Origin of the sequence: Lentzea sp. HUAS12 (genome assembly GCF_024125735.1) — a bacterium.
In the GTDB taxonomy this organism is placed as follows: domain Bacteria; phylum Actinomycetota; class Actinomycetes; order Mycobacteriales; family Pseudonocardiaceae; genus Lentzea; species Lentzea albida.
Genome location: NZ_CP099738.1, coordinates 4865866 through 4887941, shown reverse-complemented (window position 1 = coordinate 4887941; position 22076 = coordinate 4865866). Strand labels below are relative to the sequence as shown.

At 70.4% G+C, this 22076-nt stretch carries 20 protein-coding genes; 7 read left to right on the top strand and 13 right to left on the bottom strand.

Going from position 1 to position 22076, the window contains the following annotated elements:
• From ND450_RS21575 to ND450_RS21550, 6 genes are all read right to left on the bottom strand, one after another.
• Positions 1-2628 (bottom strand): AAA family ATPase, encoded by a 2628-nt coding sequence (locus ND450_RS21575; RefSeq protein ID WP_253320604.1) that lies wholly within the window; start codon positions 2626-2628, stop codon positions 1-3.
• Positions 2625-3461, bottom strand: a complete 837-nt coding sequence (locus ND450_RS21570; protein WP_253320603.1) for a metallophosphoesterase — start codon at positions 3459-3461, stop codon at positions 2625-2627. The genes ND450_RS21575 and ND450_RS21570 overlap by 4 nt, the downstream gene beginning before the upstream one ends.
• Entirely contained in the window at positions 3439-3855 is a 417-nt protein-coding gene (locus ND450_RS21565; protein ID WP_253320602.1) for a hypothetical protein, read from the bottom strand. The genes ND450_RS21570 and ND450_RS21565 overlap by 23 nt, the downstream gene beginning before the upstream one ends.
• Positions 3852-6248 carry an AAA family ATPase gene (locus tag ND450_RS21560; RefSeq protein WP_253320601.1) on the bottom strand — a complete coding sequence of 799 codons (2397 nt, stop codon included), beginning with the start codon at positions 6246-6248 and terminating at the stop codon, positions 3852-3854. Before ND450_RS21560 ends, ND450_RS21565 begins: the two co-directional genes overlap by 4 nt.
• A gap of 125 nt (positions 6249-6373) precedes the next feature.
• Positions 6374-6730, bottom strand: a complete 357-nt coding sequence (locus tag ND450_RS21555; protein WP_253320600.1) for a peptidase inhibitor family I36 protein — start codon at positions 6728-6730, stop codon at positions 6374-6376.
• 40 nt (positions 6731-6770) lie between these two features.
• On the bottom strand, positions 6771-7580 hold the full coding sequence (locus ND450_RS21550; protein WP_253320599.1) for a DUF72 domain-containing protein: 810 nt from the start codon (positions 7578-7580) through the stop codon (positions 6771-6773).
• A gap of 17 nt (positions 7581-7597) precedes the next feature.
• Here ND450_RS21550 and ND450_RS21545 point away from each other — a divergent pair, with 17 nt between their 5' ends.
• Positions 7598-8332, top strand: a complete 735-nt coding sequence (locus ND450_RS21545) for an arylamine N-acetyltransferase (protein ID WP_253320598.1) — start codon at positions 7598-7600, stop codon at positions 8330-8332.
• Here the strand turns inward: ND450_RS21545 and ND450_RS21540 are convergent.
• The gene (locus tag ND450_RS21540; protein ID WP_253320597.1) at positions 8287-10002 is read right to left on the bottom strand and encodes a glycoside hydrolase family 5 protein; all 1716 of its coding nucleotides are present in this window, start codon (positions 10000-10002) and stop codon (positions 8287-8289) included. The genes ND450_RS21545 and ND450_RS21540 overlap by 46 nt on opposite strands.
• A gap of 14 nt (positions 10003-10016) precedes the next feature.
• Positions 10017-10736 carry a DUF72 domain-containing protein gene (locus ND450_RS21535; RefSeq protein ID WP_253320596.1) on the bottom strand — a complete coding sequence of 240 codons (720 nt, stop codon included), beginning with the start codon at positions 10734-10736 and terminating at the stop codon, positions 10017-10019.
• Positions 10737-10808: 72 nt separating this feature from the next.
• Here ND450_RS21535 and ND450_RS21530 point away from each other — a divergent pair, with 72 nt between their 5' ends.
• From ND450_RS21530 to ND450_RS21520, 3 genes are all read left to right on the top strand, one after another.
• Positions 10809-11096, top strand: coding sequence for a type II toxin-antitoxin system Phd/YefM family antitoxin (locus ND450_RS21530; RefSeq protein WP_253320595.1), 288 nt, complete (start codon positions 10809-10811; stop codon positions 11094-11096).
• Complete coding sequence (locus ND450_RS21525; protein ID WP_253320594.1) at positions 11084-11491, top strand: type II toxin-antitoxin system VapC family toxin; 408 nt, start codon at positions 11084-11086, stop codon at positions 11489-11491. Before ND450_RS21530 ends, ND450_RS21525 begins: the two co-directional genes overlap by 13 nt.
• A gap of 91 nt (positions 11492-11582) precedes the next feature.
• The gene (locus ND450_RS21520) at positions 11583-11909 is read left to right on the top strand and encodes a hypothetical protein (protein WP_253320593.1); all 327 of its coding nucleotides are present in this window, start codon (positions 11583-11585) and stop codon (positions 11907-11909) included.
• Positions 11910-11964: 55 nt separating this feature from the next.
• Here ND450_RS21520 and ND450_RS21515 read toward each other — a convergent pair whose 3' ends face one another.
• Genes ND450_RS21515 through ND450_RS21500 form a run of 4 tightly spaced genes read right to left on the bottom strand, consistent with a single transcriptional unit; the run spans position 11965 to position 16703 of the window.
• Complete coding sequence (locus ND450_RS21515) at positions 11965-14073, bottom strand: 3-hydroxyacyl-CoA dehydrogenase NAD-binding domain-containing protein (RefSeq protein ID WP_253320592.1); 2109 nt, start codon at positions 14071-14073, stop codon at positions 11965-11967.
• Positions 14070-15341, bottom strand: a complete 1272-nt coding sequence (locus tag ND450_RS21510; RefSeq protein WP_371927391.1) for an acetyl-CoA C-acyltransferase — start codon at positions 15339-15341, stop codon at positions 14070-14072. The genes ND450_RS21515 and ND450_RS21510 overlap by 4 nt, the downstream gene beginning before the upstream one ends.
• A 34-nt stretch (positions 15342-15375) precedes the next feature.
• Positions 15376-15825: an ABA4-like family protein gene (locus tag ND450_RS21505; protein WP_253320590.1), complete on the bottom strand. Its 450-nt coding sequence runs from the start codon at positions 15823-15825 to the stop codon at positions 15376-15378.
• The gene (locus tag ND450_RS21500) at positions 15822-16703 is read right to left on the bottom strand and encodes a hypothetical protein (protein ID WP_253320589.1); all 882 of its coding nucleotides are present in this window, start codon (positions 16701-16703) and stop codon (positions 15822-15824) included. The genes ND450_RS21505 and ND450_RS21500 overlap by 4 nt, the downstream gene beginning before the upstream one ends.
• Positions 16704-16762: 59 nt before the next feature.
• Here ND450_RS21500 and ND450_RS21495 point away from each other — a divergent pair, with 59 nt between their 5' ends.
• The 3 genes from ND450_RS21495 to ND450_RS21485 all read left to right on the top strand — a co-directional run bounded on the left by ND450_RS21495 (position 16763) and on the right by ND450_RS21485 (position 18745).
• Entirely contained in the window at positions 16763-17410 is a 648-nt protein-coding gene (locus tag ND450_RS21495; RefSeq protein WP_256557234.1) for a MerR family transcriptional regulator, read from the top strand.
• Between the two features lie 88 nt (positions 17411-17498).
• Positions 17499-18005, top strand: a complete 507-nt coding sequence (locus ND450_RS21490; protein WP_218159847.1) for an RNA polymerase sigma factor — start codon at positions 17499-17501, stop codon at positions 18003-18005.
• Entirely contained in the window at positions 18002-18745 is a 744-nt protein-coding gene (locus ND450_RS21485; protein WP_253320587.1) for a hypothetical protein, read from the top strand. The genes ND450_RS21490 and ND450_RS21485 overlap by 4 nt, the downstream gene beginning before the upstream one ends.
• Before the next feature lie 36 nt (positions 18746-18781).
• On the opposite strand, the gene ND450_RS21480 is transcribed toward ND450_RS21485, so the two are convergent.
• Positions 18782-21997, bottom strand: a complete 3216-nt coding sequence (locus tag ND450_RS21480) for a S8 family serine peptidase (RefSeq protein WP_253320586.1) — start codon at positions 21995-21997, stop codon at positions 18782-18784.
• Positions 21998-22076 lie beyond the last annotated feature (79 nt).

The window sequence follows — 22076 nt, the reverse complement described above, 5'->3', positions numbered from 1 at the left end:
TCAGGCCGCCACCTGCGTGAGCTCGTGCAGCACGTCCCGCTCACCCAGCCGTTCCCGCGCCCACTCGGCCACCGCGGCGTCCTGCGCGAACAGCACGATCTGCCGGTCCGCGGACAGACGGAGCAGCAGGTCCAGCAACGCGAGGGTGCGCTCCGCGTCGGCCTGCACGGTGACGTCGTCCAGCAGGAGGGGGCAGGGTTCCGCGGCCAGGTGCTGGGCGAGGGCCACGCGCAGCAGCAGGTAGATCTGTTCTGCCGTGCCCAGCGAGAGGTGTGAGGCCTCGTGCCACGCGTCGGAGGCCGTGCACACGCGCACGGTCAGGGTTGACGCGTCTACGGCGGCGTCCACGTAACGACCGTCGGTGACTGACGGCAGCCACGCGCGGAGGGCTTCCTCCAAGGCGGGGGCGATGGTGCTGTGCACCTTCTCGCGGGCGGCGGTCAGGTAGTGCGAGGCGAGGTCGATGGCCTCGACCTCGGCGGTCACCTCGGCGAGCACGAGGGTGGCGGCCTGCACCGCCTCTTCGGCGTCCGGGACGCTCGGGAGTGAGCGGGCCATCTCGGTGACGGTGGCCGCCAGCGAGTCGGCGTACGACGCCAGGGACGGGTCGGCTTCGCAGGCCGCGTAGCGGAGGGCGGCCTCCTGCAGCGACGCCAGGTAGGTCTGGGCCGCCGAGAGCGTGGCCTCCAGGTCGTCCGGGGTGCCGGAGGCCAGCAGGGACTGGAGTTCCGCCCACGCGTTGCGCTCGTCCTCGGCCTCGCGGAGCAGGCGGTCCCAGTCCCGCTGCCACTCGGCGATGGCGCGCATCAGGTCCTCGGGGCGCTCGCCGGTGCGGCCGATCGCTTTCACGGCCTCGCGCAACAGGTCGAGCGCCTGGCCGCGGACCGCGGTGGCCTCGGCGACGGCGGCCTCGGTCGCGCGGCGGTCGGCCAGTGCCCTGGCGAGGAGCGGGCGCTGGGCGGCCATCAGCGCCTGGCGGCCGCGCACCTTGCAGTCCGTCTCGTAGTCGACCAGCAGGTCCGGCACGGACATGGAGGCGTCGACCTTGCCGCGTGCCGCCAGTTCCACGCGGACGGCCTTCTCGGTACGGGCGACCTCGGAGACGAGGTCGGCGTGCTCGGCCTCCCACGCGCCGCGGTTCGCCAGGCGCCACAACGTCTCGCGGTCCGCCGGGATGCCGAGGCCCGCGCAGCCGGCGACGGCCTCGTCGTGCGCCCGGACCGCCTCCGCCGCGATGGCGCGCTGGCCTTCGGCCTCGGCCAGGGCGCGGTCCGCGGTGAAGAGCCTGCCGCGCGCCTGGGACGCGGTGGCGGCGCGTTCGGCGGCGAAGGCCACGGCGGCCTCGCGTGCCGGGGCGTCACCACGCGACATCGCGCCGGCGATGCCCGCCACCAGCGCGGCGACGAGGACCCCCGCGGCCGCGAGGTGCTGGCCCGTCAGGATCAGCAGGCCGCCGACGAGGGTCGTCAGGCAGCTCAGCGCCAGCAAGGCGTTGCGCAGGAACGGGTTCGGCATCGCGATCTCCTGCACGTGCGCCGCGGCCACGTCGGCCTCGACCTGCGCGCGGGCCGCGTCGGCCGCCGCTTCGTCCTGGTGCACGCGCGCGGCGTCCACCTCGATCGACGCGGTGGTCAGGCGGCCACCGGCGGCGGGGTCGAGCCGGGTGGCCAGGCCGCGCAGCACCGACGGTTCCGCGGTGGTCGGCGGGGACGGGCGGCGTTCGTCGTGCGCGGCGGCGACGGCGGACGCGGTCGCGTAGGCCGAGGCGACGACGCGGAGCTCGTCGTCCAGCGCGGTCTCGCCGACCGGGACCTCCGGGAGGGAGTCGAGCTCGTGCTCGAGCGCCTCCGCCGACGGACCCGTCAGCACACGGGGGTTCGGTGCGGCACGCCACGCGGCCGTCGCTCGGTTCACCAGGCGCGCCAGTTCCTCCTGCGCGGCGATCCCGGACGGCGGCGAGTCGCCGAAGCGCTCCTGCAGCTCGGCGATGCGCGCCACGCGGGCGGTGAGCGACTCGACCGCCGCGGTGTGCTCCTCGACCTCCAGGCGGGCACGGGCGGCCGCCGCCGAACGGGCCTGCGCGCTCAGTTCCAGGTACCGGGCGTGCTCACGGCGGGCCACGGCGAGGTCGGTCTCGGCCTCCCTCAACCGGTTCCGCGCCTCCTTCAACGCGTCCACCGGCGCGGTCAGCCGTTGCAGCGCCTGTTCCACCGTGCCGTCGGTGCCCGCGGTGGCGGCCGCGCGCCGCAGGTGGCCCTGCAGGCCGTCCGCCGCGTCCAGCACGGTCAGCAGCTGCGCCTGGCCGACGCACGCGGTGGCGGTGAACGACGTGCGGTCGAGACCCAGCCGGCGCGACACGTCCGGCACCGAGTCGTCGTTGAGATCGCGGTCCACCGAGACGACCTCACCGGACTCCAGCGACACCATCGCCGCCACCCGCCACGACTCGCCCTCCCACGGGCGGTGCCGCGCGGACGGGTCACCGCACAAGGCCGCGCGGATCGCGGCGTGCCACGACGACTTCGCCGACTCGTTCACCCCGGACACCACGGTCAGGCCGGGCGCCAACGGCAGCGTGCGGTCGTGCAACGGCCCGAACGCGTGCGCGGTCACGGACTCGATCTTCATCGTTCCTCCAACGCCCGCAGACCGGTGGCGAGCACGCGGCCGCGCAGGGCCTCGTCCAGTCCCGTGTCCGCCAGCACGTCGCGCACGAACTGGCCGCGCACGGTCCGTTCCGCGGCCACGGAGTCGAAGTCCAGCAACGGGAACGCCTTCTCCGAGTCCATCCAGTCGAGCGACCTCGACGCCGACACGTCGAACACCTCGCGCGACACCGAACCGTCGTCGTGGACCGTGCACAGCACGGCCCCGCGCTCGCCCGTTTCCCCCGGTGTCAACGGATCCGGGTTGCCGGGGAACGTGTAGTCGACGGCGTGCTCGGGCGTGTGCACGTGCCCCAGGAAGGCGTGGTCCAGCCCGGTGATCGCGACGTCACCTGGCGCGGAACCGTGGCACAGCGCCAGGTTCACGCCACCGCGGGTCACCGCGAAACCGTCGAGCACGTCCCGCGCCGGGCCGGGCCCGACGTGCGCGGCACCCCACAGCGTCAGACCGTCCGCGAGGTCCACGGGCGTCATCGTCCGCGACGAGAACACGTGCACGTTCGGCGTCCAGTCCACCTGCTGGTAGACCGACTCCCGCCCGTACCAGTCGTCGTTGCCGGGAGCCAGGAACACCGGTAGGGAGCAGTCGAACGACGACCGCAGGAACTCGGCTGTGGAGGGGGAACAGCGGTCGTGCTCGTACAGGTCGCCGGCGCAGAGCACCGCGTCGGCGCCGGTCTCCCCGGCGAGCTCCACGATGCGCCCCAACGTGTCGCGCAACGCCTTCCGCCGCACCGGACCGGCGCTGGGGAAGCGCGTGTCCAGGTGCAGGTCAGCGAACAACAGCAGTTTCACCGGTGCCTTCAGGGATGTCGATCGTGCCGGACAGGGTCAGGTGCAGCTGGAGGGCCTCGGCCACGTCGGCGGTGTCGGCGTGCCAGCCGGCCAGTTCCTCGACGGTCGGGGTGAGCTCGTAGCCGTGGTGGCGGATAGCGCGGCTCAGCGCGTGCCACAGCTGGGAGACGTCGTACGCCACGTCGACGTCGACGTGGGACGCCAGGTTGATCAGCAGCGCCTGCACGGGCTCGTCGGAGTTCTCGGCACCGCACGCGCGGGCGACCGAGCGCTCCACCGCGGTGCGCAGGAGCTCGGCGCAGCAACGGATGCGCACGCCGTCGAGCTGGTCGGGGCGCGCCAGCAGGTTCGCGACGCAGGTCAGCCGGTCCTGGACGTCGGAGGAAAGGGTCATCGCTGCAACCATCCCGCGAGCAGTTCGGTGTCTCTGATCAGCACGTCCAGGTCCCCGCTGTCACCGCCGACGCGGCACGCCTGCAGCAGGTCGACGGCCCACGACCCGACGACGTCCTCCAGGTGCGGCAACAACTTCGCCGGCTCCGCCAGGTCGTCGAGCACGGCGAGCGCGAGCTTCTGCCGGGTCGTCATCGCGAGCTCCAGCTGGCGTTCGACCTCGGCGTGCGGCATCCCGCGCACGAGCCGTTCGCGCCGGAACCTCGCGTGGGAGGCCGATTCCAGGGCCGTGCGGCAGCAGGACGCCACGAGCTCGGCCCGCAGCGCGTCCGGCAGGCTCTCGTCGGTGCGCATCGCGCGGGCGTCGCTCAGGCACCGGCCGACCGGGTCCTCGGCCATCCGCACCTGCACGAGGGACGCCTCGCCGCGGTAGACCTCCCAGACCGTGCTGCTCAGCCGCAACCGCCGCAGCGCCTCCACCAGCCGTTCGTCGTGGGTGAAGACCACGACCTGGCGGGTGAGACCGACGTCCGCGAGCACCTGCGCGAGACCATCCACCTTGGACGCGTCCATCGCCTGCACGGGGTCGTCGATCACGACGAACCGGAACGGGCTCTCGTCGACCATCGCGCGCGGCAGGAACAGCGCCAGTCCCAGCGAGTGCAGCTCGCCCTGGCTCATCACCGCGAGCGCCGAGTTCGAGACCCCGTCGACGGACACGTCCAGCTCGACGTTGCGGGTGCCGCCGAGCCGCACCGCGCCGAGGTCGACGTTGCTCTGCTGGCGCAGCCGCTGCCAGATCCGCTGCGACTCCTTGGCGAACGGCGCGCTGCGCTCGGCCCGCAGCCTGGCCGCGGTCTTGCGGATCCAGTTCTCCGCCTCGGTCACGTCGGCGAGCACCTCGGAGTCGGCGAGTGCCTGCTGCGCCTGGGAATGCCACTCGAACAACGCGATCGCCATCGGCCGCCACACCAGGTCGTGGCGCTCGATCTGCTCGCGCGCCACGGCTTTCAGCTGTTCCACCGCCTGCGCGAGCTCGGCGTACCGGTCGAACATCACCTGTCGCAGCCGCACCGGGTCGTCGATCGACACGCACGCCTGCCACGCCTGCCATGCCTGCACCACCGCTGTCGTGTCGAGCACGTCCTGGACCTCGGTCAGCACGTGCGGCACCGGCTGGCACAACGCCCGCGCCGCGGCCACCGCCACGTCCAGCCGGTCCGCGGCCTCGTGCAGCTCCGCGGCCGCCTTGGCGAGGTGCTCGGCGCGTTTCTTCGCCTTGGTGAGCCACTTGCCGTCGAGCTTGCCGAGGTTGCAGACCGGGCACTCCTGGTTGCCGCCGGACTCCTGCAACTGGATCGCGAGCCGCAGGATCTCGCTGCACCGCAACGAGTCCTGCGCGTTGTCGGTCGCCACCGCGCTCACCGTGCCGAGCGCGAGGTCGAAGGCCTCGCGGACCCGGTCGACCTCGTCCGCCGCGGGCAGTGCCACGTCCATGATCTGCTGCAGGAGGCTGGTCCCGGTGCCGACGTCGGCCCGCAGCGCGAGGTCCGCGATCGCGTCGAGGTCGGGGGAGTCGCTGCCGAGCAGCTCGGCCGCGCGGTGGGCGCGTTCGTCCTGGGACGCCGCGAGTTCCGCCCGCACCCTCTCCCGCCGGTCGTAGGGGCGGGCGACGATCTCGGCCAGGCGTTTGCGGTGCTCGGCGAGCGCCTGCTGCGCCTCGGTGATCGCTTCCAGGCCCAGAAGGCGGTGCATCGCCTCGTAGAGGTCTTCCGGCTGGGCGTCGAGCACGGTTCCGAGCTCGCTGTAGGGCAGGAACGGCCGGTAGGTCTCCAGCGCGTCGCGCCACCTGCGGTCGTCGAACGGCTCGCCGTCCTGCGTCCACTCGCCCTGCGTCGGTTCCTCGCCGGGCGACCAGCGTCTTCGGATCGTCGTCCTGCCCTGCCGCTGCGCCTGCACGAGGTCCAGCTCGACGGCGGTGTCGGGCTGGTGCAGGTTGCGCCAGCCCTGCCGCCACACGTCGTGCCGCGCACGGGTCCAGCGCGCGTTGTGGCCGGTCAGCGCCAGCTCGGCGGCCTCGGCGAAACTCGACTTGCCCGAGCCGTTGCGCCCGGTGACGACGGTCAGCCCCGGCCCCGGCGCGAGCGGCAGGCGTGCCTGGGGGCCGATGCCCCGGAAGCCGCGCACGCGGATCTCCGACAGGTAGATCCCCTGGCCGGGGCCGTCGGACCGCTCGTGCGCGGGTGGTTCCTCGGCCGGCACACCGGTGAGCGCGCGGTCCAGCGCCGCGTCGCCCCGGCACGCCGCCAGCACCAGTTCTGCCGCACGTGGGGTGAGTTCGTACTTGGCCAGTCGCCCGGCCATCAGTTCGAGTAACCCGGCTTCACCCGCCACGGTCACATTTCCTCCAGCTGCCACCACTCGATAGGGCGGCAACTTAGGCACGAAAGTGGAGCTACTGGTGAGTACTCACACGATCGAGTGGTGTTACATAGGGTGACTAAAGGAGGGTTCGGTCGTTAGGGACCCCACACCTGCAGGCCCCTGATCACGAAGTAGGCGTCCGGGACGTAGGTGCCGTGCTTCGGGTAGGTGGTGAACTCGGCCTCCGTCGAGCAGTTCTCCCGCTGGTACACGGTCGCGTCCCTGCTCAGGCGGTTCGCGAACGACTTGCCGGTCAGCGTGAGGGTGATGCACTCGCCGGGATTCGCCGATTCCACGTCGAGGCGCTGCACGGCCCCCGTGTAGTCCGGGCCGGCCCACACGCAGAACTCGCCCTTGTCGCAGCTCTTGTCACTCTGCGCTACGGCGATCCCACTGGAGGCGACCGCGCCCGCAGTGATCACCAGGGCAGCGATGAGGCTCTTCGTGGACATGGGCGCACCTCCGTCGCAGACGAGTGTGCGTCCGTTCGGGTCAATCGGCCAGACGATCTTGGAGCGCTTTCGCGTCGCGCGGGGCGTAGGCCTTGGCGTCGTTGTCGAAGTAGACGAACACGTCACCGTGCTCGCGCCACGCCCTGACCTTCTCCGCCCACCGGTCGAGGCCCTCGTCGGTGTAGCCGCTGACGTAGAGCTCGTCGTGGCCGTGCAGGCGGACGTAGACGAAGTCGCTCGTCACCTCTTCGATCAGCGGGAACTTGCCGGCGGCGTCCGCGACGACGAGCGCGATGTCGTGGCGCTTCAGGAGGTCGATGAACTCCGGTGTGGTGAAGCTGTCGTGGCGCACTTCGAGGGCGTGGCGCATCGGCCGTTCGGCGTCCGTGGTGGTGTGCGCCGGGTCGACGCGGTGGTCGTGGCGCTTCGCGATCTCGGCGGCCTCGGTGGTGGTGCGGGGGAGGCCCTCGAAGAAGCTCGTCAGCAGGTCCGCGTCGAACCGCAGGGTGGGCGGGAGCTGCCAGAGGATCGGGCCGAGCTTGGGGCCCAGCGCGAGGACGCCGGACGCGAGGTAGTTCGCGAGGAGCTCGTCGCCGTCCTTGAGGCGCTTCACGTGCGTGATGAAACGGCTGCCCTTGACCGAGAACACGAAGTCGTCCGGTGTCTCGGCGGCCCACTTCCGGTAGCTCGACGGGCGTTGCAGCGAGTAGAACGAGCCGTTGATCTCCACGGAACCGAGCTGCTCGCTCAGGTACGCCAGCTCGCGCTTCTGCGTGACGCCCTTGGGGTAGAAGACCCCGCGCCAGGGCGGGTAGACCCATCCCGAAGTGCCGATCCTGACCTCGCCCATGTGGTTATGTTGGCACGGTGGACGCATACCTACAGCGCATCGGTGCCGCACGCACGTCGTCGTTGGCGGAGCTGCACGAGCGGCACCTGCTGAGCGTCCCGTTCGAGAACCTCTGCACGCACATGGACACGCGGATCGTGCTGGAGATCCCGTGGCTGCACGACAAGATCGTGGTGCAGCGGCGCGGCGGGTTCTGCTACGAGCTCAACGGGTTGTTCGCGGAGCTGTTGCGGCACCTGGGACATCACGTCGACCTCCTCGGTGCCCGGACGATCGGCGAGGAGCAGCGGCTCGGCCCGCCGCTCGACCACCTGGCGCTGCTGGTCGACGGCACGTGGCTCGCCGACGTCGGTTTCGGCTCGTTCACGCTGCACCCGCTCTCCTGGGAGTCGCGAGAGGACCAGCGCGATCCGTTCGGCGTGTTCCGGCTCGTGGACGTCGGCGACGACGTGGAGGTGCGGATGGACGGCAGGCCCTGCTACCGGCTGGACCGCCGCCCGCGCGAGCTCGCCGAGTTCGTCCCGACCTGCTGGTGGCACCAGACCGCGCCGGAATCGCACTTCCGCGCCGGGCCGATGGCGTCGCTCGCGTTGCCCGCCGGGCGGATCACCGTGACGGACAAGAAGGTGGTGCGGACGGAGAACGGCCGCAAGACCTCAACGGATGTCGAGGATCCCGCGGCCGCTTTCCTGCAGGAGATGGGACTTCACTTCCGGCAGAGCAACGCGTCCGGTGTCCTGCGCCAGTTGTAGGCGACACCGGCGATGTGCTCGTCCTGCGCGCACTGTCCCTTGTAGTGCCCGTTGGCCCAGTCACCGCCCTGGTCGGGCCTGTTGTCACCGCGGTCGAACCAGAGGACACGGGTCTGGTTCCCCTGTGCGACGGGCGCGCAGACCAGCGTGAAGTTCGCGTAGCCGACGGCCGCGTTCCCGTTGGGGCACTGCAGCTTCGTGTACCCGGACGCCCAGTCGTTGGTCACGTGCTGCTCGTTGGTGACCCTCGTGGTGTTGCTCCACTGTGGACCGCTGACGCACAGGCCGCGGTTGCCGGTGTGGCTGATGCCGACGAGCTTCTCGCTCTGCGGGCAGGATTCCTTGAGCAACTGGTTGAACCGGGTCTCGCGCGGGATCTGCCCGGTGCGGCTCGGAGCGTTGACGAGGCGGTTCCACGCACCGGCGCGCCAGTCGTCGCCGTCGTTGACGCCCATGCGGTTGCCGGCGGCGTCCCAGTGCAGCAACGCCCAGCCGTTGCCACCGCGGTTGGTGTGGAAGCCGACCAGCGGCCAGTAGGCGAAGTCGGTGTCGTTCGCGACGAGCTGGTTCACGAACCGCTCGAACCAGTCGCGTGCCTTGGGGTTGTTCTCGCCGCGGCCGCCGACGCCGAACTCGCTGATCCACAGCGGTGCGGTGAAGTGCTTCTGGGCCTCGGTGATGAAGAACGCCTGGCGCTGCAACACGTTGATGTGGTCCTGCGGCGACAGGTCCTGGTACCGCGGGTCGGTCGTCTCGCCGATTCCCGTTGCGCCGCTGTGGTTCGGGCCGGTGTAGCCGTAGAAGTGGGCGGAGTACACGAGCTTCTCGGGGTTGGCGAGCGTGTGGCTGAGGAACCGCGCCGGCTCCAGCGTCGGACGCCCGTGTGCGAAGCCGTCGACCGGGATGCCCGTCCAGTTGATGCCCTCGACGATGACGAGCAGGTCCGGTGCCACCTGCTGGAGGCGGTCGGCGGCCTGCTGCGAGGCCTTGTGCCAGTCGTGGTCGTTGCCCCAGCCCCAGTTCGGGTCGTCCCAGACGTTGCGGCGCACCTCGTTGTAGAGGTCCGCGCCGACCACGCGCTTGTTGGCCTTGTAGCGGTCGGCCACGAACGCCCAGTCGTTGATCCACTGGTCGGTGCTCTGGCTGGTGTTCCAGCGTTCGTTGCCGTCGACGCCGCAGCACCACCGCGACGTGGTGGTGTGGTTGTTGAGGATGACGGCGAGGTTGTTGCGCGTCAGTTCGGCCACGACCGCGTCGTAGACCTCCAGCGGCCGCTTGCCGTTGAGCTGCGCGTCCTTGAGGCCGTTGACGGGGTTGGTGTCCTTGAGCATCTGGTTGGAGAACGGCAGCCGGATGCTGTTGACGCCGATCTCCTTGAAACCGCTGATGATCGTGGCCATCGTCGCGCGGTCGAGTCCGAGCGGGACCTGGTCGGCCTTCTCGCCGGAGTGGTGGTTGGCGGGGTCGTTGATGTCGCCGGAGCCGGTGTAGGTGCCGCTCGCACCGTGCCAGTTGCCGGACTTGAGCTTGAAGCGGTCGCCGTTGGCGTCGACGATCCACCGGCCTCGGGTGCTGAGGGGACCGGTCCAGGTCGCCTCGTCCGCGTTCGTCCCGACGGGGTCGGCGTGCGCGGGCGCCACGAGACTCGCGGCCAGGAGCAGGGGAGCCAAGACGCGAATTGGTTTCACATATGTGACCGTATAGGCGTGCCGAGGCGTTGCGCTAGAGCCAGTGCGTTGTACGGCGCCGCGCCGTGCATGGTGTTGTCGAAGTAGACGTACGCGTCGCGGTCCCAGCCGCGGATCTTCTCCGCCCACTCGTCGAGCGCGCGGTCGTCGTAGGAGCTGATGTACAGCTCGTCGTGGCCGTGCAGCCGGACGTAGGCGAAATCGGCGGTGACGCCCTCGATGCACGGGAACGTGGGTGCGTCCGACACGACGTGGGCGACGTTGTGCGCGCGCAGCAGGTCGAAGTAGGCGTCGGTGCGAAACGACTCGTGGCGGGGTTCCAGGGCGTGGCGTCGCGCTGGCAGTGCGGCGAGGAAGTCCTGCACCAGGGCCCGGTCGAACCGCAGACTGGGTGGGAGCTGCCAGATGATCGGACCCTGCTTGGCTCCGAGCGCCAGGGAGTCGAAGAACGTCCTGAGCGGCTCCTCGACGTCGCGCAAGCGTTTGACGTGCGTGACGAGCTTCGGTCCCTTGACGGAGAACGTCAGGTCCGGCGGGGTCTCCGAGACCCACTTGAGGTAGTTCGTCCGCGGCTGGAGGCGGTAGAACGAGCTGTTGATCTCGACCGTGTCCACGTGCTCGGCCAGGTGGGCGAGCCACCGCCGCTGGGGGACGCCGCGGTAGAAGCCCTCGCGCCATTCCGGGTAGCGCCAGCCCGACGTGCCGATCCTGATCACACGCCCCGGATAGCCGCGAGAGCCTGTAGCTACTCTGTAGCACTTTTTGGCGAACTGCGCTACGATGGTGGCATGCAGCAGCTCCGAGCCATCGGCCAGCGTGAGCTCCGCAACGACAACGCGGAGATCATGCGGCGCGTCGAGGCGGGTGAGAGCTTCGTCGTCACCCGCAACAACAAACCCGTCGCCCAGCTCTCGCCGTACCGGGAGGACCCCGTGAGCCGTCCGCCGCTCGGTGACGTGCAGGTGCTCTTCGGCACCCTGCCGCCCGTCGACGCGGACCGCTGGGAGGCCGACCGGCGAGCCGCCGACCAGGTGTTCGGCGAGGACGACCCGCTGGAAGACCCGTGGCAGAGCTGAACTGCCTGCTCGACACCTGTGTGCTGATCAGGCTCGAGCGGGCGGACCTGGGCGAGTACGTGAACGCCCAGCCGTTCCTCAGTGCCGTCACGGTCGCGGAGCTCGCGTTCGGCCTCGACACCGAGGACCCGGTCGAGCGGTTCGCGCGCACGGAGCGGTACTACGCGGCGCTGCAGACGTTCGAGGTGCTGCCGTTCGGCGTCGAGGAGGCCAAGGTCTACGGCCAGATGGCGTCTCTGGTGAGGCGCGCCGGCCGGTCGCCGCGTCCTCGGCGGATGGACCTGCAGATCGCGGCTACGGCGGCGGTCGCGGGCCTGCCGGTGCTGACGATGAACGTCAAGGACTTCAAGGACGTCGGCCGGCTCGTGGAGGTCGTGCCGATCCGTCAGGTGTGAACGGCCTGCGGGTTCGCGGGACACGGGAACATGACCTGATCGAAACATCCCAAGTGCTAATGATCCCGTGATTCATCCCGATACGTCACACATGACTGTCACGGACATCGCGGCGTGGGGTACGGCGGACCACGTGCGAGCCGCGCTCGAACGCCATCTCGAAGGCGCGCTGGTGGAAGTGCCGGAAGGCGACGGGTCTCCCCGGTGGGCGTTCGGCGAGGCGCTGCGCAGGTCGTTGATGCTGCGCCAGAACCACCCGTTCGACACCGTCGCGATCGGGCTGCCCGACTCGACGCGCTACCGGGAGCTGGTGGCCGGGTCCGAGGTGACGCTGCGCGCCACGAACATCGACGCCTACTTCATCTGCGAGGCCGGCGAGGTCGAGCTGCACCGGCCGGTGATGGTGCCGGAGGCCTAGACGCGACGAAGCCCCGGCTCCGTCGAGGAGGAGCCGGGGCTTCGTGTGCCCGGAACTAGGCGGGCACGGAGGCCACGCCCGGCGCCAGGAAGCGCTTGCCCGTGACCTTCTCCGAGATGCCGGTGCGGTCCAGGTACGGCGTGATGCCGCCCAGCCAGAACGGCCACCCGGCGCCCAGGATCATGCACAGGTCGATGTCCTGCGCCTCCGCGACCACGCCCTCGTCGAGCATGATGCGGATCTCCTCGGCCAGCGCCTCGAGCGCGCGGGTCTTCACCTCTTCACCCGTCAGGGGCGAGGAGCCGAACTCCCACAGCGCCAGGACCTCGGGGTCGACGGTCTGCGCACCGGTGGAGTCCCACTGCCAGACCGCGCCCTTGCCGGCGGCGACGAACTTCTTCATGTTCTCCGACACCGAGAAGCGGTCCGGGAACGCGCCGTGCATCGTCTCCGACACGTGCAGCGCGACGGCGGAACCGACCAGCTGCAGCAGGATCATCGGCGACATCGGCAGGCCCAGCGGCTCGGTGGCCTTGTCGGCGACCTCGAACGACGTGCCCTCGTCGACCGACTTGATGACCTCGCCCATGAACCGGGTCAGCAGGCGGTTCACGACGAACGCGGGCGCGTCCTTCACGAGCACCGAGGACTTCTTGAGCTGCTTGCCGATCGAGAACGCCGTGGCGAGCGTGGCGTCGTCGGTCTGCTCGGCGCGCACGATCTCCAGCAGCGGCATGACCGCGACCGGGTTGAAGAAGTGGAAGCCCACGACCCGCTCGGGGTGCTTGAGCTTCGACGCCATGTCCGTGATCGACAGCGACGACGTGTTCGTGGCGAGGATGGCCTCGGGGGAGACGTGCTCCTCGACCTCGGCGAACACCTGCTGCTTCACGGCGAGGTCCTCGAACACGGCCTCGATCACGAAGTCGGCGTCGGAGAACGCGGACTTGTCGAGCGAGCCGGACACGAGCGCCTTCAGGCGGTTCGCCTCGTCCGGCGAGATCCGCTTCTTCGACGCCAGCTTGTCGATCTCGGCGTGCACGTAGCCGACGCCCTTGTCGACGCGCGCCTGGTCGATGTCGGTCAGCACGACCGGCACGTGCAGGCGGCGGATGAACAGCAGCGCCATCTGCGAGGCCATCAGGCCCGCGCCGACGACACCGACCTTGGTGACCTTGCGCGCCAGCGACTTGTCGGGAGCACCCGCCGGTCGCTTCGCGCGCTTCTGCACGAGGTTGAACGAGTACAGGCCCGCGCGCAGCTCGTCGCTCATGACGAGGTCCGCGAGGCCCTCGGTCTCGGCGGCGTAGCCCTTCTCGAGGTCGTTCTCGCGCGCCAGCTCCAGCAGCTCCAACGCCTTCAGCGCACCCGGCGCCGCGCCCTTGGTCTTGCCGTGCACGATGCCCTTGGCGCGCGCGACGGCCGCGTCCCACGCCTCGCCGCGGTCGATCTCCTTGCGGGGCACGGAGATCTCGCCGCGCACGACGCCGGACAGCCACAGGAGCGACTGCTCCAGGTAGTCGGCGGAGTCGAACAGGACGTCCGCGATGCCCAGCGCGAGAGCTTCCTTCGGCTTGAGCATCTTGTTCTGGTTCAACGCGTTCTCGAAGATCACCGTCACGGCGTCGTTCGCGCCGATCAGGTTCGGCAGCAGCTGCGTGCCGCCCCAGCCCGGGAACAGGCCCAGGAACACCTCGGGCAGTGCGATCGCGGCCGCGTTCGACGCCAGCGTGCGGTAGTGGCACGACAGCGCGAGCTCGAGGCCGCCACCCATGACCGCGCCGTTGACGAAGGCGAAGGTCGGGATGTCCGAGTCGGTGAACTTCTTGAAGACCTCGTGGCCCAGCGCACCGATCGTGACGCCCTGCGAACGGTCGGAGGCCTTCTCGACGGCGGTCAGGTCCGCGCCGACGGCGAAGATGAACGGCTTGCCCGTCACCGCGATGGCGGCGGGGGAGGCCGCGTAGGCCTCGTCGAACGCGGCACCCAGCGACACCAGCGACTGCGGGCCGAACGTCGACGGACGGGTGTGGTCCAGGCCGTTGTCGATCGTGATGAACGCGACCGGCTTGTCCAGGCCGGGAACGCTGATCAGACGCGTCTTGGCGTGGGTGACGACCTCGTCGGGGAAGATCGCCTTTGCTTCCTCAGCGGTGATGGTCACTTGCCACTCCAGTTCGGGTTCTCCCAGATGACGGTCCCGCCCATGCCGATGCCGATGCACATGGTGGTGAGGCCGTAGCGCACGTCCGGGCGCTCGGCGAACTGACGCGACAGCTGCGTCATCAGGCGCACGCCGGAAGAAGCCAGCGGGTGGCCGGTCGCGATGGCGCCGCCCCACTGGTTCACGCGGGGGTCGTCGTCGGCGATGCCGAAGTGGTCGAGGAACGCGAGCACCTGGATCGCGAACGCCTCGTTGACCTCGAACAGGCCGATGTCCTCGATGGACAGACCGGCGCGCTCGAGCGCCTTCTCCGTCGCGGGGACCGGGCCGATGCCCATGACCTCGGGCTCGACGCCCAGGAACGAGTAGCCCACCATCCGCATGCCGATGGGGAGACCCAGCGAACGAGCGGTCTCCTCCTCGGCGAGGATGCAGCCGGTCGCGCCGTCGTTCAGACCGGCCGCGTTGCCCGCGGTGATCCGGCCGTGCGGGCGGAACGGCGTCTTGAGCTTCGCCAGGTCCTCGACGGTGGTGCCCGGACGCGGCGGCTCGTCGGCCGTCGCGAGGCCCCAGCCGTTCTCGGCGGAACGGGTCGCGACGGGCACGAGCTCCGGCCCGATCTTGCCGTTCTTCAGCGCGTCGGCGTACTTGGCCTGGGAGGCGGCCGCGTAGGCGTCCGTGCGCTCCTTGGTGATGTGCGGGAACCGGTCGTGCAGGTTCTCCGCGGTCTGGCCCATGACGAGCGCGCTGGTGTCGACGATCCTGTCGGACAGGAAGCGCGGGTTCGGGTCGACGCCCTCGCCCATCGGGTGGCGGCCCATGTGCTCGACGCCGCCCGCGATGGCGACGTCGTAGGCGCCGAACGCGATGCCGCTCGCGGCCGTGGTCACGGCGGTCATCGCGCCCGCGCACATGCGGTCGATCGAGTAGCCGGGCACGGACTTCGGCAGGCCCGCGAGCAGGGCGGCGGTGCGGCCGAGCGTCAGGCCCTGGTCGCCGATCTGCGTCGTGGCCGCGATCGCGACCTCGTCGACGCGCTCCGGCGGCAGCTCGGGGTGCCTGCGCAGCAGCTCACGGATGACCTTGACGATCAGGTCGTCGGCACGGGTCTCGGCGAAAATCCCCTTGGGGCCGGCCTTGCCGAACGGCGTGCGGACGCCGTCGACGAAGACCACGTTCCGAACCCGTGCCGGCGCTGCTGGTGCGGCCACGGCGTCTCCTCCACTTGTGGTGACAACTCTGTCCACTCCGGCCGGGCTGCGCGACATCCCTACCGGTCGGTAACGCCAACTCTAGCCCTAGTTACTGGCCGGTAACCACAGCGGCACCCCTGTTCGTTGTGTCACACACCTTGCGCACGATCAGGAACAGCGGCAACCCGACCGGGGCCAGCAGGATCGTGATCACCAGAACGGGTGCCATCACCAGCGGGTGGACGTCCAGCCGGCGTCCCTCGAGGTACATCCAGCGGCCGACGAACAGGTCCCACGCGAGCATGTGCGCCCACACCAGCGCGGTGCCGGCGGGCGTGGCCAGGTAGTCGGCCAGCGGACCGATCTCGGGCCGGGTGACCAGCGGCAGCACCGTGGTCAGCTCCGGGATCAGCAGCACGACGTAGATCAGGGCCGGTGGCAGGACGATCAGGTACGACTCGGCGATCCGCTTCGTCCACGACCACTTCGGCGCGAGGATCATGAGCGCCCAGAACGGCGCGGCCACCAGGAACGTGAGGTCGAACAGCAGGGCGGTCATGCGGACACGAGCTCCTTCTTCGGTTCACGCGCCCACACCAGTCCCAGTGCGGTCGCGACGACGATTCCGGCGAGCGCGAGCAACGTCGTGCTGTCCGGCTGGACGAGCGACTGGCCGCGCAACGCCTGCCAGGTCACGAGCAGGAAGATCCCCAGGAACGACGCGCTGGTCACCCAGGCGATCCTCGTGGTGGCGCGGGCGCCGAGCAGGGCGATGACCACCGGCAGCACCTGCAGCGCGTGCATGCCCACGAAGTGCCCGACCCGCAGGTCGCCGTGCTCGGTGCTCCACCCGGTGAGTGCCATGTAGGCGCCGCCGTCGGGTGCGCCGACCGTGTGCGAGCCGAGGGTGTCGCCGTCGAGCGCCTGACCGGGCTTCGGGCTGGTCATCAGGAACCCGACGCCGAGGCCGAGGAACGAGATCACGAGCCCGAGCCGGATCGACCACGAGAGCGCCTTGTTCTCGATGTCGGTGCGCCACAACAGGATCGCGATGATCGCGTGCGTCACCCACAACACCACGATCGTGGAGCCCATGATCGAGAACAGCGTCGTGTCGAGCGGCGTCTCGAAGTTGAAGTGGCTGCGCCGGCCGCGGATCACCTGGCCGACGATCACGACCATCTCGATCGCGCCGGCCGCCGCCAGCACGGTGCCCGCCCACCAGCCGACGCGCTGGAACCTCTTCAGGTACGTCAGCAGCCACGCCAGCGTGAACGAGTAGAGCGCGAGCGACACGGCGAACTTGAACGGCTTGAGCCAGATCGGCGAGTTGACCACCGTCCGGTCGTCGACCAGCAGCCCGACGAGCGCGACGGGGATCAACAGCACCATCAACGACCCGAAGACCACTAACGGACGGTGCCACGTGCGGAACATCTCGATACCCCCTGAATGGATAGCGGCACTCTCTACTATCCGGAAGCTACACTATCCATATGCGTGTTGGCGAGCTTTCGAAGAGAAGCGGCGTTCCGGTGCCGACGATCAAGTACTACCTGCGCGAGGGACTGCTGCCCGCCGGCGTGCTGACCAGCCCCAACCAGGCCCACTACGACGACGAGCACCTCCGCAGGCTGCGGCTCGTCCGCGCGCTCGTGGACGTCGGCGGCCTGTCGATCGCGTCCGTGCGGGAGGTCCTCGAGGTCATCGACACCCGCGAGGAGTCGTTGCACCGCAAGCTCGGCGCCGTGCAGGAGGCCATCAGCCAGCCGAGCCCGGTCGAGCTGGACCCGATGGCGGTCAAGGACGTCCAGGCCTTCTTCGAACGCCAGGGCGAGACCGAGTGCGCCGACGTCACGGCGAGCAACGTGACCCACATGCTCGCCGCCGCGCTGTCGGTGGCCCGCTCGATCGGTCACGACCACTTCCAGGACCTGCTCGACCCCTACCTGGAGGGGCTGAAGTTCATCGCGCGCGCCGACCTCGAGTACATCGCCACGCGCGGATCGCGCGACGACGTCATCGAGGCCATGGTGGTCGGGACGTTGATCGGCGACACGGTCATCAAGGCCGTCCGGCGGCTCGCCCACGCCCAGGTCTCGCGCGACGTGATCGGCGAAAGGCCCCCTTCGGACGAGGTCTAATCTCCGTTAGACCCCTTAACAGACACATCCGCTTGCAACTCCGGTGAAAGAGCGGGCGTCCTGCCGGACATGACCCGGGGTGGAGCAGGTGGACGTGGAACCGCGCCAGACGGGCTTCGAGGCCGTCGCGCAGGCGCTGATCGAGCCGCTGCGCCGGTACCTGGCGCGCCGGACCGACGCCGCGACCGCGGACGACGTGCTGTCCGAGACGCTGCTGGTCGCGTGGCGGCGGCGCGACGAGATGCCGGCCGAACCGCTGGCGTGGGCGTACGCCGTGGCGCGCAACTGCCTCGCCAACGCGGAACGGTCTCGGCGCCGGCAGGACCGGCTGCTCGTGCGGATCTGGCAGCTCGCCAGACCGCCGGAGCACACACCGGCGCGCGACGACCCGGATCCGGGGCTGGCCAGAGCGCTCGCGCGGCTGTCCTCCGCCGACGCCGAACTGGTGCGGCTCTGGGCGTGGGAGGAACTGGGGCCCGCCGAGATCGCCCAGGTGGTCGGGACGACCGCCAACGCCGTGAGCATCCGCCTGCACCGGGCACGCCGGAAGTTGAAGTCCCTGCTGGACGAGCAGGCGGAAGGAGAGCGGCCATGACCGACGACGACCTGCGCGACCGGATGCGCCGCGCCGACCCGGCGCGCTCGGTGCGGCCCCTGCCGGACGACGAGGCACGGCGGCTCGCCGCCGGTGCCGCGCTCGACGCCCCCGCCACGCCGAGGCCGGCCTCGCGGCTGCTGCCGGTGCTCGTCGGCGCCGTCGCCGTCATCGCGGTGGTCGCCGGGGTGGTGGTGCTGGGCGGCGGGGACTCCGAGCAGGCGCCCAGGCCGGACGTGGCGCTGCCGACGACCACCCGGCCCGGTCTGGAGAACGGGCCGGGCCTGCCCGACACCAGCGGGGGACGGCCGGCGACCAGCGCCCCGGCCCCGTCCGGTACCAGCACGACCCAGGCGCCACCGACGACGGCGACGTCGTCCAGTGGCCGCAAGACCACGGTCGCCGTGCTCACGGCGGCGCCGCCGGACGGGGACGTCCGGTGCCGCGCGCCCGAGGCGGCGGTGCTCGCCGAACAGGCGGGGATGGCGTTCGAGGCCACCGCCCTGAAGGTCGAGGCCGACGTCGTGACGCTGCAGGTCCACCGCGCCTGGACGGGGGAGGCCGATGTCGTCGAGGTCAGGAACACCACCGGCGCGCCCGTGCTGCTCGGGTTCGAACCCGAGGCCGGCAGGAGGTACCTCGTCGCGGCCAGCGACCTGAAGGTGATGGGCTGCGGGTACAGCGGGCCCGACGAGCCGTCCCTGCGGGCGCTTTACGAGGCGGCGTTCCCGAAGCGCTGAACGGCGGGCGCCCGAGGGCGCCCGCCGCAGCACCCGCTACTTCGCCAGGTAGGCGTCGATCACGGTCTGGGTGACCGAGTCACCGCCCTTGCCGACGGCCGTGGCCCGCAGCGAGACGCTGCCACCGCGGCCGGGGTTGACCACGATCATCGAGCCGCCGATGACCAGCGTCCGCTGCCAGGTGCGGCCCTTGTCGTAGGACACCTGCGTGGACAGCGACTTCACCTTGCCCTGCACCGTCAGCGGGATCTGCTGGACCCGGTACGCGGGCAGCGTTCCGTCGAGGCCGAGTTCCGGCGTGAACCGGACCATCGACAGCGGCACCTGCGTGACCGCCGGCGTCGTGGCCGAGTCGAAACCCCACGTCGTGGTGACCGAGGTGCTGATCGCCGCGACGCCCGACCGGTTCGCCGTGGTCGTCAGCTCGTAGCGGCCGGGCGTCGCCGGCAACGAGAAGAACGTCTCGAGGTCCAGCGGCCGGTCGGTCGAGTCGACCACCTTCCCGCCCCGCTTCATCACGGTCGACCCCGAGTCCACGATCGAACCGCCCGAGCGGCCCTGGCCGTCCGCGAAGAACGGCAGGCTGCCGAACAGGACGTCCCCGTCGCGGTAGAGGCCGACGCGGCGCTCGTTCGTCAGCGCCGGGCCGAAGACGCCGGTGTTGAACGTCCTGCGGTAGGTGCGGCCCGGCTTGAACTGCTCGTCGGCCGCGGCCCAGAACGCCTCGGTGCCGGCGCTGGTGTCCTGCTCGAAGCGGAAGCCCCACGTGTGCGTGGGCGAGTAGAGGTACATCTTCCTGGAGTGCGGCAGCGCGTGCCCGAACGCGACGCCGAACAGCGGGCTGTCACCGACGGCGGCGCTGGCGTACAGGTAACCCGTGCGGTCCGGTGCGGTGGTGCCCGACGCGGCCTCGACGGTCACGACGTCCTTGGACTTCAGCTGCTTCTGGTAGCCGGTCCAGAACTTCGTGAGCGTCGTCGACTGGTCGGCGAGGTGGAACTCCTCCCGGTCGGCGCCGGTGTAGGAGGCGACGAGCAGTTCGTTCATCTCGCCCTGCCTGCCCTCCGGGCCGACGTGCGCGGTGTTGAGGAAGCGCAGCGGCACGCCCAGCAGGCCGAAGCCGTACTCGGTCACCGGCATCTTGTGGCCGACCCTGATGTACGAGTGGCGCTCCTCGGCCTTGCCGGGCCAGGTGACGTCGACCGGCTTGGCCTGACGGGCGTCGAGCGTGATCGTCGTGTCGGCGGCGATGTCGATGTCGGTGCCGTTGAACCAGTTGTAGTTCGGGTTCGGCTGGGTCGGCTCGACCCAGCTGCGGCCGGTCATCAGGTAACGGCCCTTCGGCACGCGCAGGGACTCGAGCCCGGTGCCGAGGCCCGCGAAGCCGCCCTGCGCGTCCCCGGTGACGCCCTGCAGTTCGGCCCGCCAGTCCGCGGCGGGCTTCCCGTCGCGGCCGATCGCCTTGATCGTGAGCGTGTAGCGCTCGTCTTCCCGCGTCACGGCCGCAGGGGTGACGACGGACTGGCCGCCGCCGCTCGCGTTGACGTACGCACTGAACGCGCCGGACGCGTCGCCACCGATCTTGGTGTCAGCGGTGAGAGTGGTGGTGGCCGTGCCGTGCGCGGGCACGGTCAGAGTGGCGTCCTTCAGCGTGAAGAAGCCCTGCGGCGCCGCCGTGTCGAGCTTGAGTGCGAGCGTGACGGGCTGGTCGCCCTCGTTGCGGTAGACGACGTCGCGCGTCATCGGGACGTCGTCGTTGTGCGGCCACAACGCCGTGCCGAACGAGACCGAGCTCGACGTGACGGTCTGCTTGATCGCCTTGGCGATGTCGGCACGCCCGGCACCCTGCTCGAACGGGGTGTGCGCGCCCGGCTTCGCGGACGCCGTGAGCGCGGCCTTGAGCTGCTCGCCGCTCCAGTCCGGGTGGACCTGCGCCAGGATCGCCGCCGCGCCCGTGACGTGCGGGGTCGCCATCGACGTGCCGCTCAGCGCGATGTAGCCGTCGGCGGGCTTGGGCCTCGTCTGTCCGAGCACCCCCGCCGCGGCCGCGCCGATCTCGACGCCGGGTGCGGTGATGTCGGGCTTGATGGCGCCGTCACCGTTGCGGGGACCGGTGCTGGAGAACGGCGCGAGCTCGTCATCGCGGTCCACGGCACCGACGGTGAGCGCGGCGTCCGCGCTTCCGGGTGACCCGACGCTGTTCGGGCCGGAGTTGCCCGAGGCGATGACGAACAGCGTGCCGGTCTCCTGCGACAGCTTGTTGACGAGGACCTCCATCGGGTCGAGCAACGGGCCGTCGTCACCGCCGAGGCTCATGTTGACGACGTCCGCCTGCTGCTCGACGGCCCACTCCATGCCCGCGAGGATCCCGGACTCGAACCCGGACCCGTCGTCCCCGAGCACCTTGCCGTCGAGGATGCGCGCGCCCGGCGCCACGCCCCGGAACTTCCCGCCGGACTTCGCACCGGTGCCGGCCGCGATGGACGCGACGTGCGTGCCGTGCCCGACGCGGTCGACGTTGTCGGGGGAGTCGGTGAAGTTCTTCTCCGCGATCTCCTGCGTGGCGAGGTCGGGATGGGTGTTGTCGACACCGGTGTCGAGCACGGCGATCTTGACGCCCGTGCCGTCGAACCCGGCCTGCCACGCCTGCGGCGCCCCGATCTGGGCGGTGCTGCGGTCGAGCGCGGCCTTGCGCACCGCGTCCAGCCAGATCGTGGTCTTCGCCGTGCGTGCGTTCGTGAGCGACTTCCACACGTCCGGCGCGGTCTCGGCCGTCACCGTGACGGCGTCCACGCCGATGCGGCTGAACTGGCGCGCGTTCCGCAACCCGGTGCCGCCCGACACGAGCACGCCGAGCCCCTTGCGCTTGGTGTACTCGGGCCTGCTCAGCAGCGCGAGGTCGAACAGGCGCCGGTCCAGCCTGCCCTCGGAGATCATCGCTTCGACGTCCTGAGGCACGGCGTAGAGGTGCGCGCCATCCTCTCTCGTGGCGACCATGATGTGCTCACGGCCCGGTGCGGGCTTCCACTGCTTCGGCTTGCCCTTGTCGTCGGTCAGCACCTGGTCACCGGTGACGAGGGTGATCCACTGCTCGCTCGCCGCGCCCTGCTGGGGCCCGGCGGTGGTGTTCGCGGTGGTTTCTGCGGTGATTTTTGCGGTGATTTTTGCGGTGGTCGCGGCGGCGGGGGTGGCGCCGCTCAGTGCTGTGGCCAGGACGACGCCGGCCACGGCGAGGGGGAGGTTTCGCTTCAACGGAGGCCTCTCTGGGGACGGAAAACTCCTCGGCGGCATATGTCCGTCACCCCGGCCCGATATTTCGCAACGGCAACTT

What these genes read in the sequence shown, in the direction of transcription:
- ND450_RS21510 (WP_371927391.1), bottom strand. Translation starts at nt 15,341, where the DNA reads ATGTCGCGCAGCCCGGCCGGAGTGGACAGAGTTGTCACCACAAGTGGA.
- ND450_RS21485 (WP_253320587.1), top strand. Translation starts at nt 18,002, where the DNA reads ATGACCGACGACGACCTGCGCGACCGGATGCGCCGCGCCGACCCGGCG.
- ND450_RS21565 (WP_253320602.1), bottom strand. Translation starts at nt 3,855, where the DNA reads ATGACCCTTTCCTCCGACGTCCAGGACCGGCTGACCTGCGTCGCGAAC.
- ND450_RS21505 (WP_253320590.1), bottom strand. Translation starts at nt 15,825, where the DNA reads ATGACCGCCCTGCTGTTCGACCTCACGTTCCTGGTGGCCGCGCCGTTC.
- ND450_RS21530 (WP_253320595.1), top strand. Translation starts at nt 10,809, where the DNA reads ATGCAGCAGCTCCGAGCCATCGGCCAGCGTGAGCTCCGCAACGACAAC.
- ND450_RS21550 (WP_253320599.1), bottom strand. Translation starts at nt 7,580, where the DNA reads ATGGGCGAGGTCAGGATCGGCACTTCGGGATGGGTCTACCCGCCCTGG.
- ND450_RS21555 (WP_253320600.1), bottom strand. Translation starts at nt 6,730, where the DNA reads ATGTCCACGAAGAGCCTCATCGCTGCCCTGGTGATCACTGCGGGCGCG.
- ND450_RS21520 (WP_253320593.1), top strand. Translation starts at nt 11,583, where the DNA reads ATGACTGTCACGGACATCGCGGCGTGGGGTACGGCGGACCACGTGCGA.
- ND450_RS21500 (WP_253320589.1), bottom strand. Translation starts at nt 16,703, where the DNA reads ATGTTCCGCACGTGGCACCGTCCGTTAGTGGTCTTCGGGTCGTTGATG.
- ND450_RS21495 (WP_256557234.1), top strand. Translation starts at nt 16,763, where the DNA reads ATGCGTGTTGGCGAGCTTTCGAAGAGAAGCGGCGTTCCGGTGCCGACG.
- ND450_RS21575 (WP_253320604.1), bottom strand. Translation starts at nt 2,628, where the DNA reads ATGAAGATCGAGTCCGTGACCGCGCACGCGTTCGGGCCGTTGCACGAC.